Below are 23,055 nucleotides of genomic sequence, written 5' to 3'. Positions count from 1 at the left end.
CTTTCTCCGATCCAGTTCGTATACCCTTACTCCTCGTAGGAGTAAGCGATCTCTGTTGCTACAGGAGGGTAGCCCGTATGGGTCTACCATTTTTCGTAGACCCTGATTCGCCTCTGTTTTTAAGGAGATTCATAATATAAGTGCTACTTTCAGGTATCAATAATAAATATCTCATATTATTATTGTTTTTATATTTGAGATATATTAATAAGATATGGAGACTTATTCTGCTATTCTGATGCACAGAAGTATTCATTCCATATTTATGGCATTGGTCCATCAGTAGAGCAGCACATATAGCAGACTTGTATAGGCTCTTCGCCTTCTGGATAGGTTTCTCTGGTGTATCAGAGATAGAGATCTCCTGTCATGTGTGGCCTTTTCGTCGGGCTTCCCTGGCTCAGAGAGATAGAGATCTACCAGTAGACACGGGCCTCTTACTCGCACCCAATGATTCGGCTCCCGGAGGGATATCGCCTGCCAGCAGATACGACTCTATATAAAGAGCCTTTCCTTCTAAGCAAGCAGTCATGGAAACGTGTGAGGTTTCGGTCTACCAATATGAGAGACATCCAAACTGGCTGCTCTGGCTCGCGCAGGCTTTGAGTCTACCAATATGAAAATGGGATGTCGCCTGCTGGCCAGACATCCAGGCTTATGGGGATCTATTTGTGCATATGGGCCTGCAATCTGACTGAAAGCAAGCGAGAAGTGAAGATAGCGCTTCCTTGCTTCCAGCCATTTTCAGAGGAAGATAGTAGACCCGAACTGGAGCCGAAATCGAGGGAGAACCTGGCTATAGAGCACCCCTCTGCAAGATAGTAGACCTGATCTCAGCGTTTTCGTGAGCGAGAGACAAGCGGAAATTCATTGGTAGACCCTTATCCCGCTCCCTGTACGTCTGCTCTCGGTGAGGTCTACCTTTTGGAGCGATCATCCGCTGTAATATCGAGCAGGACCTCAAGGCCGATAAGAAGCTGCTTTAGCCGCTTTGTCGTTTGCTCAGGAACCTCTACAGGCAGAAAGCAGCCTTTGAGGGATTAGCGATCATGCAAACGAGGATTGTTCCTCTCTGTTGACCTTTAAAGGAGAGGGCTACATCCGCCTGTAGAGCTCACTTGTCCAGGCAGCCAGGCCAGGGAATCTAAGGGAGCCACAAGGAAAAGACCGAACCCCTGGCCCGTTGGGTCTACCATTCCGCAGCGAACCGGCAGACCCGCGCAACGCCTTCAGTGAATTCAGTAATTATCACTAATAAACGTTTCCCTAAAAGTTACTGAAGAGGATATAGTGAAACTCACTGAAGGCGTTTAGCAAGCTTCCAAACGAAGCAGATTTTTTCCTCTTTGGGAAGATCTTTCTCTAAATCGCCAAAAGCTCCCTCTGGAAACCCCTTCAAAATGGCCAAAAAAACGGCCTTTCTTCCCTTGCCCTATCCCTTGAATCCTTGAAACGCCAAAAAAGCCAAATAGAGGCCGTAGAAAGCATTTCCCGGTTAGCCGGGATGAAGCAGAGAGAAATGCAGTTCGGATCTACCTTCATGGTTCTACCTGCTTGCTCGCGTGAAAGAGCTCTACACGCAGCCCGGCATGCTGCCTTAAGCGATAGGGTCTACCTTTTTTCTGCCCTCCGCTTTCGGATATACTGGCCCCTGATTTCGGGTCTACCATTTTGACGCAATATTCTGATAGAACCGAGTTGATGGCCGAATAGTTGACAACCCAACACTTTTCGAGTATTTATAGTATAAAACTTTCTTAATAATAAGGAACAGTGTGCAGTTTTTCTGTCGCTCTTCTATACTTGATGCGATAGCAGTGAATCGATGCCGAAAAACGTCGAGGTGGTGAAATGAAGCGCTGCCCTCTTTGTTCTAACAGACGTTTTTCTTGAAAGGAGGGGCGTATGAAGCGAGTAGTGCAGTTTGATTTTGAGCTAGAGTTTACCGACGGCAGAAAAATACAGGGCCAGGGCTTTCGCCTGAATATCAGCGAGGACCGTATCAGCGATGAAGAGCTTGCTCGTCGCCTGGTCCAGAATAAGCATTTGTTGATGGTTGAACAGGTGCATATTCGCAATAAGCTTGTTTTTGAAGCTGAACGGAACAGTGCTTCTCAGGCGGTTTCAGCCAGAGGGAGAAAGCTGATCGATCTCAGCCATACCATCGAACATGGCACCGTGACGTATAAAGGACTGCCTGCACCCATTATTTGCGATTACATGAGTCGTGAGGAATCGCGGGCACACTACGCTCCCGGCACCGAATTCCAGATTGGAAAGATTGAAATGGTGGCGAATACCGGAACCTACATTGATTGCCCCTTTCATCGTTATGAGCATGGGAAAGACCTCTCTGAAGTCGCTCTGGAGCGGTTGGCAGACCTGGAAGGCATCGTCATTCGTGCTGACTATCGCAAGTCCCTGGCGATCGGTGTAGACTATTTCCGGGATAAAGATGTGAGCGGGCGTGCCGTGCTCGTGCATACTGGTTGGGATACTTACTGGAACACGGAACAGTACTTTGAAAATCATCCGTACCTCACGGCGGATGCCGCGACCTATCTTGTGGAAGCCGGGGCCTTGCTGGTTGGTATCGATTCTGTGAATATTGATGATACCAGCGGCGGTGAGCGGCCTGTTCATTCTACCTTGCTCAGGGCCGAAATCCTGATTGTTGAGCATATGTGTCATCTGGATCAGCTACCGGATGAGGGATTTACTTTCAGCGCGATTCCACCTAAGTTCAAGGGAGTTGGAACATTCCCGGTCAGGGCGCTGGCAATGCTCTACCCTGAGTAGAAGCAGGCATTATAGAGATCCTTGAGTCCTGACAGCGCTACTGGTATACTCTGTTCGGCAACTGGTTAATAGTTCTCTTTTGAGAACACGGGGGATTTTTGAGGATCTGGGAGTGCGTGTTGCTATCGCTTCCTACGCGGGGCCAATCCTTCCCTCGCGTTTCTGCGATCACAATGGCGTTGTTTTGCAGGATATACCCCCTTCTACTGCACCGCCAAAACTCACCGCACCATATCCCGGGATGTCGATTGTCAGCCAGGAATATACAGAAAAGGGGCCTACAGGAGCACCTCGCTTCGTGTTGTGGCTCTTTCGATGGCTCTACAGCTTCTCCGGGACGGATGTCAGCGGGAGCGAGAACCAGAAAGAGGCCCCTTTGCCTTCCTCGCTTTCCACACCAACCATGCCATGATGACGCTGGATAAGCGACTGACAGATGTAGAGACCCAGACCCAGGTCTCCGCCCAGTCTGCCCTGTGTTTTCAGATCCGTCGAGCGCTGGAAGCGGCTCCAGATCTTCTGCCTGGCTTCTTCGGAGAGGCCGGGGCCGTGGTCATGTACCCAGACACGCGCCTCATTGTCTGTGGCGGTAATCTCTATAGTCACAGGCTCCTCTGGCGGCGAATATTTCAGCGCGTTCGTAATATAATTGCTGAGTACCTGAGCAATACGGGCCGCATCTATATATACTGGTAGCGGCTTCCCGAGCAGTCGGAGTTCAAGCGGACGATCTGCAGCAGTGGAGCGCAGGTCTTCTACTGTGCTGCCTACCAGCTCATCCAGATTGACTGGTGCAAGCATCAATTCCAGTTTATCGATGGCAAGTCGAGAAGCATCAAGCAAATCTTCAATCAAACGATTCTGAACCCGGGTCTGCCTCAAGGACTGATCGAGTAGATGATCTGTACTGTGCAGAATAGCTGCAATATTGTCTGTGACTGGCTGCTGCGTACCAAAGCGTTGGAGACGACGGCGAGCCAGTTGCAGGCTTCCCGCGATGGCTGTCAGCGGCGTGCGAAGCTCATGACCGATAATACCAAGAAACACTTCTCGCTGCTTCTCAAGCTCTTTCTGTTTGGTAATATCCATTATCAGAGCAATATAATGCTGTGAACGATCCATATAAGCGGCTGCAACCAGGATCGGAACCCGATGACCTCGTTTATGATAGTATTCTTTTTCGTATGGCGGACAGACACCGGTCGCCCGACAGAGTGCATGCTTTTCCCGGTCCAGCGATCGATACTCAATGGGGGTCAGCGCGCGGAAATTGAGCTTGCCCGCTTGTAGCTCTTCGCGCGTCGCACCAATTAATGAGAGAAACGCATCATTTGCGTCAAGAATGTCATCTGCCTCTGTGCTGGAAGCGATACAGATAAGGTTTGCATCCGAGAGACGGCGTAGCATCTCGTCGCGCTCCCTGTAGAGCGACTCTATGTTCTTGAGTTCAGTGATGTCACGGTAATACAGCGCAAGATAGTTATCTTCTGGCAACACATAAACTTCAAACCATTGCTGTGTACGCTCGAAAAACATCTCGTAATTGACCGGCTGGCGCGTTTCCTGGGCCAGTCTCAGATACTGTTCCACCTCAGTGTGACGCAGCTCAGGGAGCGTCTCCCAGATACTTTTATGCAGGAAATTCTGCCTCAAGAGCCCGGTAATCTCCTCTGCACGCTTGCTTGCATACGTGCAGCGCCATTCGTTATCGATATGGATACAGCCATCTGCTACATGCTCTAAAATAGAGGTGACGTGCCTGTTCGCCTGCTGTAAAGCAGCCTCCATCTGTTTTTGCGTGGTAATGTCAAGGGCGATGCCGACGGCATAGAGTGGTGTTCCCTGCTGGTCAGTAACGAGGCTGCCTCGGGAGGCGATCCAGCGTTCTCCCTGAGTCTCGTCGAGCAGACGATAGGTTGCCTGGTAGTCTTCGCCTGTCCTCAGCGTATGCTCGATTGCCTGTTCGACAGCGGGCCGATCATCAGGGTGAATAAAGGCAAAAAACTGTTCTTCGCTGAGATGCGTATGTGCAGGTACATGAAGTAGATGCGCCATTCTGCTATTGACAACGCCATCGCGGTGTAGATGGCCCTGTTCGTCTCTGCGAAACTCCCACCGCCAGACACCGATATCAATCGCCTTGCGGACACGCCGATAGTATTCCTCAAGCACCTGCTCTCGTTGCCGCTGTGAGGTAATATCGTGATGCGCTTCCAGCAAAAAGAGATGCTCATTTCCCGAGATGAGCGAGGAGCGACAGGCCACAATGATGTGCTCACCACTTTTTGTACGGTGGAAGAGTTCCGCTTCCCAGGTGCTGTGATCGCGAAAGAGACACTGTTCCTCGTCTTTGTCCGCGTGGATCAGTTGGCGGTGAAGGAGCTCCCGCACATCCTGCCCAAGCGCCTCTTCAGCCGTCCAGCCATAGAGCGCTTCTGCCTGTTTGCTCCAAAAAGAAAGGCGGTACTGCGCGTCACAGACAAGCACGGCGTCCTGAAGGGTCTCAAAAAGAGCAGCCTCGGCTTTTGCCTGCCCGCTTTGCTCAGTCGTGAAAAGTGAAAAGAACCCGCTTTGCTCTACCATAGACCATACCTTATTCAAAGGGGACAACAGCATGCTTGATTCTCTCATACAGATTTCTTGAGTGTCAAGTATACATTCTCTTATTTATAGATGAGCTATTGCGCAAAGCTTCTTTCTCGCCTGATTTTGTAGAGTATTTGTAGAGCGGCGAGAGCACGGCTTTCCGTTCAGTCTGCTTCTTTGAGGAACGCTTCGACAATCTCCACGCCTCGGAGTGAGGCCTGTTCCTGAAGGAAGCGCTGACGCATCCGCTCCAGGTTTGTACGATAGCTGCTGTTCTCTAGAAGAAGATCGACCTTCTGTGCAATCTCTTCACTGCTCTCTTTCCGAATATTGCCGCGCAGCCCCAGGCCATGATAGACCACGCGGGCGGCGTTCCCGGGCTGATCCGCCTGTCGGGGATAGATGAGCATCGGAACGCCAAGCAGAATGCATTCCTTCACCGAGTTGGCGCCGCCATGACTGATCATCAGATCGGCCCTCCGCAAGAGCTGTAATTGAGGCACAAACGGAGCAATGAACACATTCTCGGGAAGTGGCCCGGGAAGCTCGATAGTGCTGGATAGCACAAGCGTGTAGCTCTTGCGAAGGCGAAATGCATCGAGCACGCGGCGCAGAAAGTCGGCTTCCAGGCCGCCTCGCCACGGGGGCAGCGTGCCGATAGAGCAGTAAATCAGCTTGTTGCCGGGGGGCAGCGAGTCCCAGGGGAAGGCCGGTTCTTCCCGTTCGAGATGGACGCATGGGCCCAGATAGAAGACGTTTTGCCTGAGCGCTCGCTTGCGGGGGAAGTCAAAGGCCTCGCTGTTCAGCACGAGTTCAGGAATGCTCTTCAGAGAGAAATCGAGCGAGACGCCGCGTAGAGCCAGCTCCTGCCGTAAGGGGAAGCCGGTCGCATGGGCAAGGCGGCGAGCGAGGTCATAGGGTGATGTGCCGATCAGAATCGTACGAAGCCACATTTGAAGCCGATAGAGCAGGAATTTGGTGTGACAGTGAAGCCAGACAAGCTGAAGCAGGAACGGGGAGAAGGCCGAGCGATGGGGAATAAGGGATGAGGTGTAGGGTGGCACGGCGGGATCGCGGTCGAGCAGCGGCTTGGTGCTGAGCACCGTGGTCGGGATGTGGTAGGGATAGAAGGCGATGGCATCTATCAGGTAGAATGGATCGAATATCAGCAAGTCGGGTTTCAGGCGTGATACCAGTGCATCGGTGATGGAGCGAATACTGTGCAGATCGTGCAGGATACGGGCGCTCTCCTCGCGTAACATGCGGTACTGCCTGTATGCTTCCGGGAGCTGCTGCCTGAACGGAAGCCGGCCCGCACGGTTTGGCCGGGGAAGCTTGCTGATCCGCATCAGGCTATGGAGAAAGGGGGCCTCTTCAAACGCGAAACCCTGCTTTCGCACCTGTTGTCCGGTTTTTGGTGTGCCCAGGTAGATGACGGTGTGCCCGCGCTGGCAGAGATCATGGGCCAGCTTGTAGGTGGCGTGAATGTGCCCGGTGAACTCATCAATAAAGAAGAGGATCGTTGCCACAAGTTTCCTCCTGAGGCTTTAGCTGGCCTTATCTTTGATGGCCTTTTCCGACTCGCGCAGGAAGCGGTCCGCTGCTTCCGGGATGGATTGCATATGGAGCTTGACCCCGTCGGCCATGCGTTGCAGTATTTGCTCAATCTCGCCCGCTGCCGGGGGATCGAGCAGGCTTTTCGGCGTTGAATGGGGTGGATTGGCAACCTGTCGGATATAGTCCAGCGCCTTGCGTTGCACCATGTTCATGGTCGGGAAGAGCGCGTCTCGTGCCTGCTGCGTGCCCGGAAGCCCGCGGTCCATCCCGAGCACCCTGGCTGTTTCCGTGTCGTGGATCACAAAATTGAGAAAGCGTACCACATCCTCTGGATGCGCTGTTCTGGCCGCGCCGCTGAGCAGCATTGTCGCTTTAAAATACAGGCCGGGATGCTGCCCGAGCGGGGGAATGGCCAGAGCAAGCGTGTGCTTCGTTAGCTTTTGCAGCGACTCCAGGAAGTTGGTGCTGACGAAATCGATGGCGACCTGTCCGGCAATCAGCGCGGATTGGCCAGGATCATAGGCACGCGAGAAGGCCAGTTGTGCATCTGCTGAGATACAGCCACCTGAGCGCCGGAGCTCTTCCCAGTAGCTCCACCAATCAATCAGGTCTTGCGCTTCGAGATTCAGCGAGCCCGTTTCTGTAAACATCTCTTTGCCGCGCTGTCGGATGAACATCTCAAAGATAGGGATGGAGCCGCTCGGGTCGTTCGTGCCGAAGACCTTGCTCTTGAGCGCCCGGGTGAGCTGGCGGGTATATGTGGCGAAGCGATCCCAGGTAAGCGCGGCGGCTGGCGGCTCGATTCCAGCCTGCTCAAGCAGCGTGTGGTCGTAGATCAGCGAGACAAAGTGGCCGCCAAGCGGGATGCCATAGAGGCGCTGCTGAAAAAAGTTGCCGGTCAGCAGCCGCTGATCAAAGTCGGTAAGAGAGAGTAGATTCGATGTATAGTTCGATATATCGAGGAGAATACCTTTTTGGATGTATAGAGCAAGATAGCGTGTATCCATCTGGATAAGGTCGGGAACGCTGCCGCCTGCGATGCGCGTTGCCAGCTTATCCCAATAACCCTGCCAGGCCATCGCTTGAGCGCTAATGCCGATTGTGGGATATTGCCGGGTGAACAGCGTGATCGCCTGATTGGTGCGGCGCATGCGCTCGATCCCGCCCCAGTAGGTCAGTTGAAGTGGAGCCCCTTTCCCGCTGGCCTGTGGCTCGCCGCAACCGCCAAGCAGGACAAGCGTAAGAAGTCCCGCCTGAAGCGCTTCTCTTCTTGAAATATGTCCTGTCATCGGCCACCTTTCTTTTTCTCTACTGCTTCTCTTCTATTTCAGTATACCATTTCTCTTGCTCGAATACAGAGGATGCTCGCCCTTTTTCAGGGTACGGTCTGCTGCCAAATGGCTCTGTTTCTCCTGAAATGGTGCTTTTGCTAATAAACAAATACGATAGATACTATGAGCATAAAATTGCAGATTTCTATTTCATATGATATTACTATATTTGTTGTATCGAAAAGGGGTGAATTGTAGAACGTTCCTGGCCTCATTTTTGATTGAGAAGGAGAAAAGCCATGCGCGAGGGCGAAAAAGAGGAGCGCACGCAACCTTTTTCGAGCCCCGAATTCGCGCCTGTGAAGCTTGGCGGCGGGATTTCGCCACAGCTTATCGCAGGACGAAAAGCAGGGAAAGCAGAAAAGGTACATCTCGTTATCAGAAGATTACTCAGACAACGTGCTATACAGGAAGGAAAAGCATTTCTCGATCTGGGAACTGATTCTTTCTACCCGTTCTTTCAACAGTATAGCGCGACACAACAGGCGCTACAGGCTCTGGGTGACTATGCGTATACTGCCCGCTGGTATCCCTCATCGTTTGGTCTGCTTCAGCTTCGGGAGGAGGCGCAGCGCTTCCTGCGCACCCGTTTTAACGTCCATATCGACATGGAAAAGGAGTTGATGATTACAGCAGGGGCATCCCAGGCCTTTGATGCGCTTTCACGCACCTTTCAGGGAGAGTGCTTCCTGTTACCCGATCTGGCAATTAGCACCATTCATACGATCGCGATTGCCAATGGGGCCAGGCCGCTCCGTATCCCGCTTCATCCCGTTTCAGGACTGGTGAACCTTCAAGAGGCTGCTCGTTTGCTGGAGCGAGAGGGCCGGCCGACAATTCGCTTTCTCTACCTGAATTACCCGCATAACCCGACTGGCGTGTGTGCCACTCGGGCTTTTTTTGAAGAAGTGGTTGCGTTCGCAAAACAATTTCAGGTGCTCGTCGTGCATGACATGGATAGCTGGTATCAGGCGCATATTTCTGGCATTTCCTTGCCGAATATTCTTGAGATAGATGGGGCAAAAGAGGTGGCGATCACGCTTCTCTCATTCAGCAAGGAGTTTGGCCTACCGGGCCTGCGCATCGCACTGGTGGCGGGCAACGCCGAGGTGATCAATGCGTTACGTATCCACAATTCTGAATACAGCGTGATGTTGCCTGAGCCCTGCCAGTATGCGGCTCTCGCGGCGCTACAGGCCTTCCGCGAGGACGAGGAATGACGGGCACTCAGTCGCTCGATTACGGAGACTCTCCATTTCAGTCTTGAGGCCTGGAAAGCGCTTGGTTGGCCCGAAGCGTCGATTTATCCTCCGGCAAGCGGGTATAAGTATCTGCTGGCAGTGCCGCCCGGCTTTCAGGCGGTGGACGGGATCAGCGGCGCGGAACTGTTCGATTTCTATGTTGCCAGTCGTGCCTTTGTCAAGCTTTCCACCTCTCGGGCCTTTAATGAAGAGAATGCAAAATTTCTGCGTATTATTTTGATGCAGGATATGGAAACTATGCAGGAGGTCTTTCGGCGACTGCATGAGATCAATGTGCACTATGCTATGCCTATGCCTGCCGGTCTGCTCGACGAGTACCATCAGACTCTTGATGGTATCGACCTTGCTCATCTCTAGCTTGATCGCTTTCTTATCTCTCAATGCTGAAAGGATAACAGCCAGTTATGGAAACAGCGCTTCCTGAAAGCTTGCTTGATCTCTTTCAACGTCCGATACTCGGTCACCTGGCTACAGTGATGCCCGATGGCAGGCCGCAGGCCACACCTGTCTGGGTTGATTATGATGGCACGTACATTCTCATTAATACCACCGAACAGCGGCAGAAAGCGAAGAACATGCGTGCTCGTCCACGCGTGGCGCTTGAACTGGTCGATCCCGACGATGACTATCGCTGGCTTGCGATTCGCGGGCGCGTCGTTGAGGCGACCACTGAAGGAGCTGTAGAGCAGCTTGAGCGGCTCGTAGAGCGCTATCGGGGAACATCGCATTTCCCCCATACAGAGCCGGGAGAGGTCCGGGTTCTGTTTAAGATTGTGCCAGAACATGTGACTGCCTGGTATGGTGCGCATGAGCTTCCGGCGCGGCGGCAGAAGGCAATAGAGCGCTATCAGCGGCGGATGACCCGGCAATGATTGAAGAGCCGAATGAGCAGCGCTTACAGGAGATAGCTCACCTGTACGGCCTGACGCTGGATGAGGAAGACCTTGCGTTCTTCCGTCAGATGATTCGGCGCTCGCTGGCCACCTATCACCGGTTTGACGCGCTGACGCAATCACCGCCAGTTACCCCGGGGCCCAGGGCCTTTACGCGCCCTTCTGAGGCCGAGAATCCATACAATGCCTGGTACTGTACCTGCGCTGTGCGGCGAGCGAGCGAGGGACCACTGATCGGGAAACGGATCGCGCTGAAAGATACAATCGCTCTGGCCGGGGTGCCGATGATGGTCGGCGCGGCGCTCCTGGGCGACTATGTGCCGGATGAGGATGCGACCGTTGTGTCACGGGTGCTCGATGCCGGGGGCGAGATCTGCGGAAAGGCCGTCTGTGAGCAGTTCTGTTTCTCGGCAGGGAGCCATACGACCGATACGGGGGCGGTGCGAAATCCGCGTCAGCCTGCCTGTTCTGCTGGAGGCTCTTCCAGCGGGTGCGCGGCGCTCGTTGCGGCCGGGGCCTGTGATATGGCGCTTGGAGGCGATCAAGGGGGCTCAATTCGGGTGCCGAGCGCGTGGTGTGGCGTCTATGGCCTGAAGCCGACCTTTGGTCTGGTTCCCTATACAGGTGTTTTTCCGCTAGAGCCGACCCTGGATCATGTGGGACCTATGGCGGCTTCAGTGGCTGATGTCGCGCTGTTACTCGATGTGATCGCGGGCGCGGACGGGCTTGACCCCCGACAGTCAGGAGTCTCCTTTGCACCCTGCCTGCCAGGTCTGACGGAGCCGATTGATGGCTTGCGTGTCGGGTTGCTGCGTGAAGGGTTTGGCTGGCCCGGGCTCTCGGAGGAGGCGGTTGATGTCTGCGTCGAACAGGCGGCGCTCAGCCTGCGGGAGGTTGGCGCCACAGTAGAGGCCGTCTCACTGCCTCTGCATCGCGATGGGGTGACGCTGCTTGCACCACTCTATTTTGAGGGTGGTTGGATGACTGTCTTTGTGCAGCGCGGGCGGGCGGCAACAAGCAAGGGATACACTCCGCTTGCGCTGCTTGCCGCAATGGATCGGGGACAGCGCGAGCGCATACACACCCTGTCGGATGTCGCGAAGCTGCATCTTTTGCTCGGACATTACCTGCATGAAGACTATCATGGTGCATACTACGCGAGGGCACAGAATTGTGTTCCGGCGCTCACCCGGGCCTACGATGCGCTTTTTCAGCAGGTCGATCTGCTGGCGCTGCCCACAACCCCGATGCGAGCATGCAGGCTGCCCGAGGCCGGAGCAACGCGAGAAGAGCGCTTTACACAGGTCAATTCCGTGACGGTCAATACCTGCCCGTTTAATGCGACCGGCCACCCGGCGCTCAGCGTGCCCTGTGGCGTAATTGATGGATTGCCTGTGGGCATGATGCTGGTCGGGCGGCGCGGTGAGGATGCGTTGGTGTTGCGAGCAGCGGCGGCCTTTGAGCACCTCACTGAGCGATCACACGTTCGGGCTCAATTTTGACAATCAGCCGTGTTTCGCCCGGAACCCGTGAGGGATAGGTTGGCACGCCGAGATAGCGCTGTGAGAGCCGGTCTATATGCTCTTCAGTGCCATCGGCGGTGGCCTCGATGACGCGCCCCATGATCATCAGCTTGCGTGAGGCGTTGTCGGGGTCAACAATGTCGAGCGCCACCGCGGGCCGCTCACGCATATTTCGCTCCTTCTTTCGCCCCGCAGCCGTGTTAACAAGCAACAGAGAGCCGTCGTAATCGATCCAGACGGGGGTGATCTGTGGGCTTCCATCCTCCATAATGGTTGCCAGATGTGCGAGAATGGGCCTCTGAACAAGGTCGAGGTGGCTTTCCGGTATCATAACTACAATCCTTTCTTGCATCTAATGCTGTTCGTCCTGATAGAAAACCCAGTGACGTGAGGTCAGGAAGGCAATTCCGGTAAAGAGGGCGATAAGCAGCAGGAGAATCCAGGCCATCGCAGAGGCGTAGCCCATACGGAAGTTTCCAAAGCCCTCAAGGTAGATGTAGAGCGTGTAGAATAGCGATGAGTCGAGCACGCCGCCGGTTCCTCCACTCAGGATAAAGGCGGGTGTGAATGCCTGAAAGGCTGCTATCATCTGCAAGATCATATTGAAAAAGATTAACGGTGTGAGCATTGGCATGGTGATGTGAAAGAAGGTCCTGAGCGGTCCCGCACCGTCAACGGCTGCTGCCTCATAGAGCTCACGCGGGATCTGTCGCAAGCCAGCCAGAAAGATAATCATGGGTGAGCCGAACTGCCAGAGTGCCAGCGCAACCAGCGTCAGCAGCGCCTGCCGTGGGTGTAAGATCCAGGTCCCGGCATGCTGTACGCCAAACAGGCTGGCGAGCTGCTCGGCAATGCTGCCCGGGCCAAACATCTGCCGCCACAGGATCGCGATGGCGACGCTGCCACCAAGCAAGGAGGGAATGTAGAAGATGGCGCGATAAATGGCGAGTCCGCGCACCCCCTTGTTCAGCACCAGCGCCAGGAGCAGTGCAAAAACCAGCTTGAGCGGCACCGAGAGAAAAACATAGGAAAAGGTGACTTGAAGGGCCGTCAGAAAGCGGGGATCCCCTGGCAGGGTGAGGTAATTCTGTAGTCCGATCCACTGCGGCGCGGACAGCAGATCGAAGCGCGTAAAGGAGAGATAGAGTGATGCAAGGATCGGGCCAATGGTCAGCAGGAAGAGCCCGAGCAGCCAGGGAAGCAGGAACAGATAGCCGCTGACGTTCTCTCTTTTTGCCGCTGCGCTCTTCTTCTGTGCCTGCCTGGCAGCTTTCTCCTGGCTCTCGATACTCTTTTGTTGTGAAATGGGTAATGTCATCCTCGTATTCCTGTCGTTGCGATACCACTTATCAAGAAGCGCTGGAAGAGGAAAAAGAAGGCGACAATCGGGATGAGCGAAAGCACCGACATCGCGAAGAGCGCCCCATATTCCGTATTGCCACTGTTATCAAGAAAAGCCCGAAGCGCTATAGAAATGGTATAGGTATTCTGGTCATTTAAGAAGATAAGCTGCGTAAAGAAATCGCTCCATGTCCAGATAAAGGTGAGAATGGCCGTGGTTGCCAGCGCGGGTAGAGAGAGAGGCAGGATGATGCGCCAGTAGAGTTGAAAAGCGTTACATCCATCAATACGGGCGGCGGAGTCCAGTTCACGCGGGATCGTGCGAATAAACTGAACCAGAAGAAAGATAAAGAAGGTATCGGTGGCCAGAAACTTCGGGACAATCAGTGGAAGAAATGTATTGATCCAACCAAGATGTAGAAAAAGGATATATTGCGGTACAACAAGCACGTGATAGGGCAACATAACGGTAACCAGCATCAGCGCGAACCAGACGCGTTTGAGCCGAAAGCGAAGACGTGCAAACGCGTATGCCGCCATTGAGCAGGCAAGCACGTTCCCTGCAACAGCCCCGATGCAGACAAACAGAGAGTTCCCGAGAAAGAGCCCAAAGGGATACTGGAGCGCGTTCCATCCCGCCCGGTAGTTGTCCAGGGTAAGCGAGCGGGGAAGCAAGCTCATATCCTGGATAGAGGCCGCTGGCTTGAATGAAGAGGAGAACAGCCAGAGCAGCGGATAGAGCATAATAAACGAGCCGAGAATAAGCAGGATATGCCAGATAAAACGGGTGGATACCCTGTAGAGCGTTGTATGACGCACTTCTTCCTCCTTTCGACTGGAAGGGGTGCAGGGCTTTGTCGCTTGTAAGCAATGAAACGAAGCTATGAACAATTATACGTGTTCAGCCAATTTTTCCCGGCTGTGCATCTCTGGTACGACTCGGGAATAGTGCCCACAGACACCAGTCTCTGCCAGAGTTCTCTTTATTATACCGTATTTGATGAGCAAAAGATATGTCCATCCCAGTTAAGCAGTATGAACGCGCTTCTCAGCCTCTTGTATAGCTGAACTTGATTGCTGGCTTGCTCTGCCGATTAAGAGATAGAGAGAGGGCTGAGGTGTGGTGGTGTGCTTCGCGTTTCCTCTCCGGGTATGCCTCATTCATGTTATTTAAAGAATTCACTGTTTTTTCTGTGCAATTGAACTGCTCAGTACAATATATAGTATTGCTCTTTTCATAAAGTACTGATAGAAAGGATTGTATGATTTTCGTTCGTACGTTGAAGAAGCCTGTGCTTGCCCTGCTGTGGAGCGGTCAGACGCTTTCAGCCTTCGGCAGTCAGTTTTCGGGCATGGCGCTCCTCTGGCTGACAACACAGAAGCTAGGCGGCGTGGCGGGCTTCATCTTCGGGATAACGACGCTTGTCGCTTTGCTGTTTGGCCCTCTTGGTGGGATTATTGCGGATCGTGTGGATAGGGGAAAACTGCTCATCTGGACTGATATTGCTCGTGCTCTCTTGCTTGGTATCCTTGTGATTATGACGGTGCTGACCGGCGTTCAGATAGGCTTGCTTGTTTGTGTGGTGCTGGCTATAGAGCTGCTTGGCACTATCTTTGATCCCGCGCTGACGGCAAGTCTGCCAATGCTGGCAGGAGACACCAAGACACTGTATGAAACAAACTGGGTCATGGAGACAACGAAGCGGCTCGCAAGGACGATTTGCCCGGCAATCTCCGGGGTGATCCTCGCGGTTCTTCCCTTCTTCGCCTTCTTCTCGCTCGATGCGCTGAGCTTTGTGGTATCAGCGGGCTCGCTGCTGTTGATCTGGAAGCGCCTGCTCTCGCCTCCGCAGGTGCATGAGGAGCAGCCGCCGAAAAAGCAGGCCTTCTTTCTCGACCTCTGGCGCGATATCGCAACCGGCTATACGCTTGCGCGAAAGAACACGGTCTTCTTCTGGTCGCTGATCGTGCTTGGCATCACCAATATTGCATGGAGTGCGGCGTATATGATCGGGTTGCCGCTGTGGGTGCAGCATACGTTTCATGAGAACGCTGCGCTGTGGGGCATGATCGCCAGCGCGTATGGCCTGGGCAACATTTGCAGCGTCTTTCTGGGCGTGTTGAAGAAGCGTCTGCTGTTGTTGATGTACCTGGGAAAGATTCTTCAGGGTGCCAGTTTCCTGCTTCTTGTGCTGGCTGGAACGGGATATATGGCTGTAGGAAGTATGTTTCTTGGTGCAATTGGTGGCTCGCTGGCAGAACTGATTCTGGTGATGTTGCTACAAACTCAATTCCCCTCTGAACACCTCGGCAAACTCTACAGCCTGCAACGGACCATCAGCAATGTAGGGATCTCGCTTGGCAGCATGGGTGCAAGCCTGCTGTATGCGCACCTCTCGCCCGCCGCTGGCATTGCGCTGTGTGGCGTGGTCATTATGCTGTTTGGCGGGTCCAGCCTCTTCTTGCTTGCTCCACGATTTCAGGAGCGGGAAATACAGGCGGCTAGCGTACTATAGCTGCCTGCCTGCTCCTCTGGGGTATTCAATTTATCTTTTGAAATTTTGCCCATTTTATGGTAGTATTGCTTGTGAGAATAAAGACATGCAAAAAGATAGATTGTATGTCTAAGTGTTTCTTGCTGTATTTCTAGAGAGTGCCTGACAAAGAAAGGACGTGATGGCATGTTGACAGAAGCACAACGCTCACAGTACCAGGAGCAGGGATATCTCATCCTGCCTCATCTCTTTACTCGCGAGGAGATGGAAGCGGCGAGCGCTGAATGTGAGCGCTTTCAGGCGATGGTGGCCGATTGGGAGGAGAGTTCTGGCGACTTCAACCTTGAAGCGCCTGGAGGCGGCTTTTTCGGGATGCAGGGTGGTGTGAAGAGCTATAAGGGTGTACTGCGAAAAGTCCATAACGTGATTGCGCATTCTGCTCTTTTTAAAAGCTTTTCCGAAGATCCCCGTATTACCGAGCTGATGCAAGCGATCATTGGCCCGCGTTTGCAGGTGACGACTACGGTGCTCTGGTTCAAGCCGTCACGCGTTGGATCGGTCAAGCCGTGGCATCAGGAACTTGCCTATTTTACGGAGCGTGGCCTGATAGAAACAAGTATCTGGATCGCGATTGATCCTGCAACAAAAGAGAATGGATGTATGCAGTTTATCCCCGGTTCACATAAGCTCGGGTTGATTCCTCATGACGGAGATGAGTTACAGCTTGATGAGCAACGCGTTGATGTATCGAAGGCCATCTACTGCGAGCTTGAGCCTGGTTCGGCGGTGATGTTCCATAGCCTGATTCTCCATAAGACCGCCGAGAACCTGTCAGACAAGCCCCGCCGCTCATTTACATTCCAGTATAACCGTCCTGCTTGATTTCTCGCTTCAAGACGTGTTGTGAGAGAAGCGCACGCGTTGTTCGCATTGAGAAAGGAACCGGAGAGCTATGGTACAGCGGATCGCTCCTGATGATCCACGGCTTACCTATGAGGGAAGCATCTCGTTGCTGAAGACACCGCAATGGGTCGCCCCGTGGCGTATCCCCTATCAGGAAGCGCCTCTTTTCTTCCCCAACGGCTATGGAAAGACCGGCATCCCTTCGGGTGTGGGTCGGGCGGCGATGCCTTCAGGAGTACGCATCGTCTTAAAGAGTGATACGACGCTGCTTGCGGGCACCTTTGAAGCCGACCCGCCACCCTCGACGCTCCGCGAACCGGCGGAAATTCCCCGGCTTGATCTCTCTATCAATGGGATATTGTGGGAGACAATCGAGCAGGGGGATACCGGTTCCTTTCAATTTCTCAATCTGCCAGCCGGAGAAAAGACGCTGGCGCTCTGGCTGCCACACTACAATCAATTTCGGCTCTGCTCGCTTCAGATCAGCGACGGGGCCACGCTGGAACCTGTTCACGATACGCGGCCACGCTGGCTGATCTTTGGCGATTCGACCACTCAGGGGCGCGGTGCTGCCTCTCCATCGCAGATCTGGCCTGCGCTGTTTGCTCGAAGCTGCGGCTTTCATCTGGTCTCGCTTGCGATGGGCGATGGCTGCCATTTGCAGGTGATGTTTGCTCGCCTGATGCGCGATCTGGATGCGGACCTGCTGACGATCTGTGTAGGAGGCAACATCTACGAGCGGGGGAGCCTGAATGCCTATTCCTTCCGCTCGGCGCTGATCGGCTTTATTCAGATTGTGCGAGAAAAGCATCCAGAAACGCCTTTTGTGGTTATATCCCCTATTTACACCCCCTCGTTGGAACAGCGCCCCGGTCCCGGCGGGCTCTCATTCCAGGGCATCCGGGAGGAGATTCAGACGGCGCTGGCGATCCTGCGCGAGGCTGGCGATCGGCATGTGTACTACCTGGATGGGCGCACGCTGTTCGGGCCCGAGCATGTTCACCTGTTTTTGCCCGAGAAGGGTGACCTGTTGCACCCCGGCGCTGAGGGCTATCGTGCCTGCGCCTTGAATTTCGAGGAATGGTATTGCACGCATATTGCTCCTTTCTACGCCTTTCCCTCTCGAAAAGTATAATGCTGGCTGGAAAGGAGCCTCTGTATGTGTGGATTGGTTGGTATCTACTCGCGTGCCTGCTCACCCGAACAGAAACAGATTCTACTTGCTCGGATGCTTGCGGCTATCGAGCATCGCGGCCCTGATGGCGTGGCGATGTATAGCGATGAGGAGGCAGGCATTGCGCTCTGTCGCCTGGCAATTGTGGATAGGGCCTGTGCGAGCCCACTGCACTGGAACGAGGACGACACCTGTGTGCTGGCGCTCAATGGCGAGATCTACAATCACCGGGAGCTCCGTAAGCAGTTGAGCAAGCATCGTTTCCGCTCGCAGACGGATGCGGAAGTGCTCTTGCATGCGTTTGAGGAGTGGGGTATACAAAGCGTTCAGACGCTTGATGGAGATTTCGCCTTTGTGTTCTGGGATCGGCTGGCGAAGCGTGGCGTGCTGGTTCGCGATCGAAGCGGGGTCAAGCCGCTCTATTACGCACGCATCGGGGACGGGCTGGTGTTTGCCTCAGAGCTGAAGGCGCTTCTGGCGGGCTTTCCGGAGCTTGCGCAGCTCTCCTTGCAGGCGCTTGCTCGCTATCTGACGCACCGCTTTGTGCCGGGCCCGCGGACGATCTTTCAGAAGATCATGAAGCTACAGCCCGGTTGTTATCTCACCTTTTCGGCTGTAGATGAGCCTGAGCAGCGGCGTTACTGGGATTATCCTCGAGAAGAGGTGATAGCCTATGACGAAGAAGCGCAGATTGTCAGGGGACGCGCCCTGTTAGAGGCGGCGGTGACTGCTCGCTTGGCTGATGAGGTGACATATGGCGTGCTGCTCAGTGGTGGACTGGATTCGAGCCTGTTGACTGCGATGGCTGCCCGAGCCAGTCAGGATCCCTTGCAGACGTTCTCGGTTGTCTTTTTTGGGAATGCGTTGCTTGAAGAGAGCGTCTCGGAGCACCGCTATAGCCGGCTGGTTGCCCGAACAACGGGCACACGGCACGCAGAATTACCGGTTGACGCGGAGCTCTTTATGCATGCCTGTACGAAAGCGCTATATCAGCTTGAGGAGCCGATTGCGGACCCGCCTGCTGTGTTGTTGCACCTGCTCTGTGATTGGATCAAGCAGGCAGGGGTGACGGTTCTGTTATCGGGTGAGGGCGCCGATGAACTCTTTGCGGGCTATCCGGTCTATGCGCAGCCGCGTCCCGGTTATATGGGGATGGGCGTGCTGTTCACCGAGGAAGAGAAGGCGCAGCTTCTCTCATTCGAGGCACTCCCGGAGCCGCTTCAATTGCCTGCGACCGTGCGTTCGTGGGATTGGCTGCATCAGATGCTCTATGTCGATTGTACCTGCTGGTTGGTGGATGATCTGCTTCTGAAGGCGGATAAGATGGGCATGCTGTCCGCTGTTGAGATTCGCGTCCCGTTTCTGGATCATCGTGTTGCTGAATATGCCTTTTCGCTGCCTCCACAGGCCAAACGGAACGGTTCGATGAACAAGTATCTGCTACGCAAGATCGCCGAGCCCTATTTGCCCGAGACCATCATTCACCAGCACAAGCGTGGCTTCCCTTTGCCGCTTGGTATCTGGTTGAAAGGGGAACTGCGCTCGTGGGTTGAGGCGCTGCTGCTGGACGGGCTGAGGCGGCGCGGATACTTTGAGCCTGTGGCGCTTGAGCGTCTGCTACAGGGCTATTTCGAGGAAGAGATCCCTCACGATGCGTACCGCCCTCACCATATGATCTGGGCGCTTGTGACGCTGGAACTGTTTCTTCAATCGCTGCAATCGGGCAATGTGCAGACAAAGCCTCAGTGATGAGGATCGAGAGGAAAAGAGGATGCTCACACCGCTATTTGAGCTGCTTCGTTGTAGCTGGCCGCGTCCAGGCGAACAGCCGGAGTGGGATGCGCCACTGATGCCGACGCTTCCACAGCCAGACTGGCAAGAGATACAGGACGAGGTTGCGTATGTGATCGACTGGAACCGCTTCTTTGCGGGCTCGCTTCGCTACTGGGGCTCCTATCCTCATCGGGGAGAGATGCGCGGTTTTCATGTTGTTTTTCAGCTTCGGCTTTGTGCGAGTGGAACCCTGCATGTGAAGGCATCTCATGCGTGTACGATCAGGCGCGATGGGGCCGTACTGGCTACGGGCGCTTCCTGTACGCTTGAGGTGCGGCCCGGGGACTGTCTGGAAGTCGCGGACTGGCAGCGCTCTGGCCGCTGGCAGTGGAGTGCAGCACTGCAGGTGGGGCAGGATGATACATGGATCGACGAAGCGCGGAGACGGGTTGAGCGGCGTCTGCAACAGCCCAATGGCCCGACGTTGAAGATGTATTTTGATGGCAGGACGCCGCTTCGGACGGCGCTGTCACTCTATAGCATGGTGCTGAATGGCTATCAGCCAGCGCAGGTGCTTGTCTTTGGAGAGTATCAATGGAGCGAGCAGAGTCGCAGGCGCTTCGCCGAACTGTTCCCCTTTGCCCGGATCGTGCCGACCGATGAGGTGCTTGAGCATGTTCGTCTGCTTGCCGGGACGCGGCTTGTAGAGCTGGCTTTGCGTCACTGGTTCGTGATGAAGGGCTGTATCGGGCCACTCTATCCGCCTGCTGACTACTGTTTTATGGATGACGATATCTTTGTGCTACAGCCGGTTCAGGACGCGCTTACGGCGTTTCAACGTCATCAGTTGGTCTACATTCCCGATCAGGACCATAGCGCGGAATATGAGGCATTCTGGGGGCGTCCCGCACATGGGACGGGGGAGATTAACACGGGGCTGTACTGGTTGCGCCGTCGGCGGGAGGCGCGTGCGCTTGCGGAGACAATGGTACAGGTTGTGCCACGGATCGCGGAGATGGGGATTCCGATTCGCTATATCTGGGATCAGGGGCTGATCGCAACGCATTGCGTGCAGGGGAAGGCGTATCAGCTTCCCTCAACGCGCTACTTTTATCCCTATCTGGATGGCCTGCCGGGCGGCATCATGGGATATGACTATGCGCTGAATCCGTGTGGGTTTACCTGTGTGCACTATGGGGCAGTGGATAAGCCATCGGACCGCGTGGCGAGCCTGCTTGCGCGTGATGTGCTGCACCTCGATCGACCGGACTAAAAAAAGAGCCCGCGATTCCAGCCTGTAAGGCCGGGCGGGCTATTTCATTGCGTTTCTAATTCGCGGTTTCTGCTTCTATGGCTTTCTCGGCACGGAGCTCAGTTTCGTAGCTGTAAAGCATATAGCCAAATGAACCTACGAAAATAAGCAGGAGCAAGAAGAGAAGAATAAAGGTGAACATATGCACTTCCTTTCCGTGGGAGAACAAAACAACATCCGATTTTGAACATACAACATTTTTTACATTACATAACGATGATACATATTGACGCTATAAAAGGCCGAAAAAGTATAGATATCTGTTTTTCGTTCGCCTGTCGCACCAGGGCCACCGATCCGAACGAAGACAGTGGATCACTCATTCAGAAAATGCTACATACTTGCTCTCGGTTGCTTCAGGGTTGAAGAACCGACCCATACATAAAGAGCGTCTACTGAGGAGACAAACAACAAGATGAGTAGATGGTCATGTGCTCTGAGGAGGGAACGGGTATCTCCCTCAGAAGACATGCCGAGGGCTGTGCATACATGTAGCATATGTCGAGAGAACGTACATGCACAGCTTTCGTGAGAACCCTACTAGCAGTATACAGCATTTTTCATTTTTAATCAATACGCAGTTGTTTTCTCGCTGTAAGCAGGCAAACGCTACCCCGTCTATACAGGGTAGCGCTGAATCACCGTTCTTTGTTTGGTTTGGAAATGGTGGTGATTGGAGAAAAGAAAAGGTCAATTACCTCCTTCAGGGGGAGGCTTGTGCCTGGGCTTCACCGCAGTTCAATCCTCTGTGAAGAAGGCTGCTTTGGCTTCCTTGTCCGACACATCAGGGACAAGGAACACCTGCCCCGTTCTCGTCCGGCAGGACCGGGCGAGAAGCGTTCTCCATTCGCCACGTATAACAGTTCACGGCGCAATCGGCCTTTGCTGTATACTATGAAGTAGTATACAGCATCGGAAGAATTTGTCAAGCATTCTGATGTAAATACCATTTTTGAAGGGAAGACTTTGCTGATCTCTCTTTAACACGCTTCTGGAGCTGTTGCAGCAGGCCCATTCCTCTCCCTCTGAAGACGGGAGCTTTCGGGGCCGTCTCTGTGATGTCGCTATTGTAGCAGCGAAAGTCTGAAGCTGCATAAAGAATAGAGAAAGATTTTGCTTCCATCGACGAAAAAAACAATAGCGCTTAATGGGCAAGCGTGAGCGAAAGCAGCGCATGAAACAGGCGAACAGGAAAAGCGCGATCCTCCCGAAGAGAAAGAAGCCGCCCGGAACACCCGAGCGACTTCTAACAAAGCAACAATTGCATTTTCCGGATGGGAGGTAATACCAGATGAAGTATAGCAGATGTGAGCGTATTTATATATTAAAATCTTGTTAAGATATTGCTTGACCGGAAAATTGGCTTATCTGACGAAACAGGAGCAGGTGTGAGATCTCATAAACAGGGTGTTCCCTGCCTCGTGGCTTGCTGGATGCGGTATCAATCCGGAGCATGCTGCTGCACGAAACAGGGACAATGCCTTACTTGTTTTTCTGGCGTTCAAGCAGAAATACGGGAATGACACGCGTCGTTTTCTGCTGATATTCTGCATAGGGCGCAAAAATGCTTGCCGCGTGGGCATAGGCCTTGTCGCGTTCCTCACCTGTCAGCAGACGTGCTTTTGCAGGAAATGTTTCGGCGCCGGTTTCAACGGTGACATCGGGATGGGCCAGCAGGTTGTAGTACCAGTGCGGGTTGCTCGGGGCCCCGCCTTTGGAGGCAACAGCAAGATAGTTTTCCCCATATGGAACGGACATCAGCGGGTAGGTGCGAGGCTGACCGGTTTTCGCGCCCTTTGTGTTGAGCAGGATGAGGGCGCCGCCCTCCGGGCCTTTCACCTTGCCATGCTTTGCGCGAAACTCCTCGATCACACGGTTGTGCAATTCGTTCCAGGATGTACTGCTCATGCGATTTCACCTTTACCAAAAAGCGGCAGAAGGCCCCTGGCTTCAGCCAAGGGGATGGATGGCGCAGGAAGCCATCAGAGGCAGAACGTTCCCCTTCGCTTGACAGAAGACAATCATTGTGTTAGGATACGCGAAGATAGTGAGGACGAACAAGGAGCAAGGGATGCTGATCTACGAATACAAGCTCGATGGGTCGAA

At 53.9% G+C, this 23,055-nt stretch carries 17 protein-coding genes; 10 read left to right on the top strand and 7 right to left on the bottom strand.

Features of this window, described 5'->3' with window-relative positions; genetic code table 11:
* The first annotated feature begins 1,905 nt into the window (after nucleotides 1–1,905).
* Complete coding sequence (locus tag EI42_RS26555) at nucleotides 1,906–2,799, top strand: cyclase family protein (protein WP_111325667.1); 894 nt, start codon at nucleotides 1,906–1,908, stop codon at nucleotides 2,797–2,799.
* A gap of 321 nt (nucleotides 2,800–3,120) precedes the next feature.
* On the opposite strand, the gene EI42_RS26550 is transcribed toward EI42_RS26555, so the two are convergent.
* The 3 genes from EI42_RS26550 to EI42_RS26540 all read right to left on the bottom strand — a co-directional run bounded on the left by EI42_RS26550 (nucleotide 3,121) and on the right by EI42_RS26540 (nucleotide 8,231).
* Nucleotides 3,121–5,382 carry a sensor histidine kinase gene (locus EI42_RS26550; RefSeq protein WP_170142929.1) on the bottom strand — a complete coding sequence of 754 codons (2,262 nt, stop codon included), beginning with the start codon at nucleotides 5,380–5,382 and terminating at the stop codon, nucleotides 3,121–3,123.
* A gap of 167 nt (nucleotides 5,383–5,549) precedes the next feature.
* On the bottom strand, nucleotides 5,550–6,914 hold the full coding sequence (locus EI42_RS26545; RefSeq protein ID WP_111325665.1) for a nucleotide disphospho-sugar-binding domain-containing protein: 1,365 nt from the start codon (nucleotides 6,912–6,914) through the stop codon (nucleotides 5,550–5,552).
* 18 nt (nucleotides 6,915–6,932) lie between these two features.
* On the bottom strand, nucleotides 6,933–8,231 hold the full coding sequence (locus tag EI42_RS26540; RefSeq protein WP_111325664.1) for an ABC transporter substrate-binding protein: 1,299 nt from the start codon (nucleotides 8,229–8,231) through the stop codon (nucleotides 6,933–6,935).
* A gap of 281 nt (nucleotides 8,232–8,512) precedes the next feature.
* On the opposite strand from EI42_RS26540, the gene EI42_RS26535 reads away from it, so the two are divergent.
* The 4 genes from EI42_RS26535 to EI42_RS26520 all read left to right on the top strand — a co-directional run bounded on the left by EI42_RS26535 (nucleotide 8,513) and on the right by EI42_RS26520 (nucleotide 11,930).
* On the top strand, nucleotides 8,513–9,493 hold the full coding sequence (locus EI42_RS26535; RefSeq protein ID WP_111325663.1) for an aminotransferase class I/II-fold pyridoxal phosphate-dependent enzyme: 981 nt from the start codon (nucleotides 8,513–8,515) through the stop codon (nucleotides 9,491–9,493).
* A gap of 120 nt (nucleotides 9,494–9,613) precedes the next feature.
* The gene (locus tag EI42_RS26530) at nucleotides 9,614–9,892 is read left to right on the top strand and encodes a hypothetical protein (RefSeq protein WP_111325662.1); all 279 of its coding nucleotides are present in this window, start codon (nucleotides 9,614–9,616) and stop codon (nucleotides 9,890–9,892) included.
* A gap of 47 nt (nucleotides 9,893–9,939) precedes the next feature.
* Entirely contained in the window at nucleotides 9,940–10,407 is a 468-nt protein-coding gene (locus tag EI42_RS26525; protein ID WP_111325661.1) for a PPOX class F420-dependent oxidoreductase, read from the top strand.
* The gene (locus EI42_RS26520; protein WP_111325660.1) at nucleotides 10,404–11,930 is read left to right on the top strand and encodes an amidase; all 1,527 of its coding nucleotides are present in this window, start codon (nucleotides 10,404–10,406) and stop codon (nucleotides 11,928–11,930) included. Before EI42_RS26525 ends, EI42_RS26520 begins: the two co-directional genes overlap by 4 nt.
* Here the strand turns inward: EI42_RS26520 and EI42_RS26515 are convergent.
* Genes EI42_RS26515 through EI42_RS26505 form a run of 3 tightly spaced genes read right to left on the bottom strand, consistent with a single transcriptional unit; the run spans nucleotide 11,896 to nucleotide 14,111 of the window.
* Nucleotides 11,896–12,282 (bottom strand): PPOX class F420-dependent oxidoreductase, encoded by a 387-nt coding sequence (locus tag EI42_RS26515; RefSeq protein ID WP_111325659.1) that lies wholly within the window; start codon nucleotides 12,280–12,282, stop codon nucleotides 11,896–11,898. The two genes, EI42_RS26520 and EI42_RS26515, sit on opposite strands and share 35 nt — an antisense overlap.
* Before the next feature lie 21 nt (nucleotides 12,283–12,303).
* On the bottom strand, nucleotides 12,304–13,269 hold the full coding sequence (locus EI42_RS26510) for a carbohydrate ABC transporter permease (RefSeq protein ID WP_111325658.1): 966 nt from the start codon (nucleotides 13,267–13,269) through the stop codon (nucleotides 12,304–12,306).
* On the bottom strand, nucleotides 13,266–14,111 hold the full coding sequence (locus EI42_RS26505; protein ID WP_246046458.1) for a carbohydrate ABC transporter permease: 846 nt from the start codon (nucleotides 14,109–14,111) through the stop codon (nucleotides 13,266–13,268). The genes EI42_RS26510 and EI42_RS26505 overlap by 4 nt, the downstream gene beginning before the upstream one ends.
* A gap of 443 nt (nucleotides 14,112–14,554) precedes the next feature.
* Between EI42_RS26505 and EI42_RS26500 the strand changes: the two genes are divergently transcribed.
* The 5 genes from EI42_RS26500 to EI42_RS26480 all read left to right on the top strand — a co-directional run bounded on the left by EI42_RS26500 (nucleotide 14,555) and on the right by EI42_RS26480 (nucleotide 20,910).
* Nucleotides 14,555–15,808, top strand: a complete 1,254-nt coding sequence (locus EI42_RS26500) for an MFS transporter (protein WP_111325657.1) — start codon at nucleotides 14,555–14,557, stop codon at nucleotides 15,806–15,808.
* A gap of 165 nt (nucleotides 15,809–15,973) precedes the next feature.
* Nucleotides 15,974–16,669: a phytanoyl-CoA dioxygenase family protein gene (locus tag EI42_RS26495; RefSeq protein WP_111325656.1), complete on the top strand. Its 696-nt coding sequence runs from the start codon at nucleotides 15,974–15,976 to the stop codon at nucleotides 16,667–16,669.
* A 70-nt stretch (nucleotides 16,670–16,739) separates the two neighbouring features.
* Nucleotides 16,740–17,825, top strand: a complete 1,086-nt coding sequence (locus EI42_RS26490) for a GDSL-type esterase/lipase family protein (RefSeq protein WP_111325655.1) — start codon at nucleotides 16,740–16,742, stop codon at nucleotides 17,823–17,825.
* A gap of 24 nt (nucleotides 17,826–17,849) precedes the next feature.
* Nucleotides 17,850–19,613 carry an asparagine synthase (glutamine-hydrolyzing) gene (gene asnB, locus EI42_RS26485; protein ID WP_111325654.1) on the top strand — a complete coding sequence of 588 codons (1,764 nt, stop codon included), beginning with the start codon at nucleotides 17,850–17,852 and terminating at the stop codon, nucleotides 19,611–19,613.
* A 22-nt stretch (nucleotides 19,614–19,635) separates the two neighbouring features.
* Nucleotides 19,636–20,910, top strand: a complete 1,275-nt coding sequence (locus EI42_RS26480; protein WP_111325653.1) for a hypothetical protein — start codon at nucleotides 19,636–19,638, stop codon at nucleotides 20,908–20,910.
* Between the two features lie 1,521 nt (nucleotides 20,911–22,431).
* Here EI42_RS26480 and EI42_RS26475 read toward each other — a convergent pair.
* Complete coding sequence (locus tag EI42_RS26475; protein WP_111325652.1) at nucleotides 22,432–22,857, bottom strand: nitroreductase family deazaflavin-dependent oxidoreductase; 426 nt, start codon at nucleotides 22,855–22,857, stop codon at nucleotides 22,432–22,434.
* Nucleotides 22,858–23,055 lie beyond the last annotated feature (198 nt).

Origin of the sequence: Thermosporothrix hazakensis (assembly GCF_003253565.1) — a bacterium.
GTDB lineage: Bacteria > Chloroflexota > Ktedonobacteria > Ktedonobacterales > Ktedonobacteraceae > Thermosporothrix > Thermosporothrix hazakensis.
The sequence above is the reverse complement of the archived record's forward strand: the minus strand, read 5'-3'. Positions and strand labels throughout refer to the sequence as shown.

Excerpts from the sequence above, each read along its gene's own strand:
- EI42_RS26495 (WP_111325656.1), top strand. The coding sequence starts at position 15,974 with ATGTTGACAGAAGCACAACGCTCACAGTACCAGGAGCAGGGATATCTC.
- EI42_RS26535 (WP_111325663.1), top strand. The coding sequence starts at position 8,513 with ATGCGCGAGGGCGAAAAAGAGGAGCGCACGCAACCTTTTTCGAGCCCC.
- EI42_RS26540 (WP_111325664.1), bottom strand. The coding sequence starts at position 8,231 with ATGACAGGACATATTTCAAGAAGAGAAGCGCTTCAGGCGGGACTTCTT.
- EI42_RS26525 (WP_111325661.1), top strand. The coding sequence starts at position 9,940 with ATGGAAACAGCGCTTCCTGAAAGCTTGCTTGATCTCTTTCAACGTCCG.
- EI42_RS26520 (WP_111325660.1), top strand. The coding sequence starts at position 10,404 with ATGATTGAAGAGCCGAATGAGCAGCGCTTACAGGAGATAGCTCACCTG.
- EI42_RS26480 (WP_111325653.1), top strand. The coding sequence starts at position 19,636 with ATGCTCACACCGCTATTTGAGCTGCTTCGTTGTAGCTGGCCGCGTCCA.
- EI42_RS26510 (WP_111325658.1), bottom strand. The coding sequence starts at position 13,269 with ATGACATTACCCATTTCACAACAAAAGAGTATCGAGAGCCAGGAGAAA.
- EI42_RS26490 (WP_111325655.1), top strand. The coding sequence starts at position 16,740 with ATGGTACAGCGGATCGCTCCTGATGATCCACGGCTTACCTATGAGGGA.
- EI42_RS26550 (WP_170142929.1), bottom strand. The coding sequence starts at position 5,382 with ATGGTAGAGCAAAGCGGGTTCTTTTCACTTTTCACGACTGAGCAAAGC.
- EI42_RS26475 (WP_111325652.1), bottom strand. The coding sequence starts at position 22,857 with ATGAGCAGTACATCCTGGAACGAATTGCACAACCGTGTGATCGAGGAG.
- EI42_RS26500 (WP_111325657.1), top strand. The coding sequence starts at position 14,555 with ATGATTTTCGTTCGTACGTTGAAGAAGCCTGTGCTTGCCCTGCTGTGG.
- EI42_RS26515 (WP_111325659.1), bottom strand. The coding sequence starts at position 12,282 with ATGATACCGGAAAGCCACCTCGACCTTGTTCAGAGGCCCATTCTCGCA.
- EI42_RS26555 (WP_111325667.1), top strand. The coding sequence starts at position 1,906 with ATGAAGCGAGTAGTGCAGTTTGATTTTGAGCTAGAGTTTACCGACGGC.
- asnB (WP_111325654.1), top strand. The coding sequence starts at position 17,850 with ATGTGTGGATTGGTTGGTATCTACTCGCGTGCCTGCTCACCCGAACAG.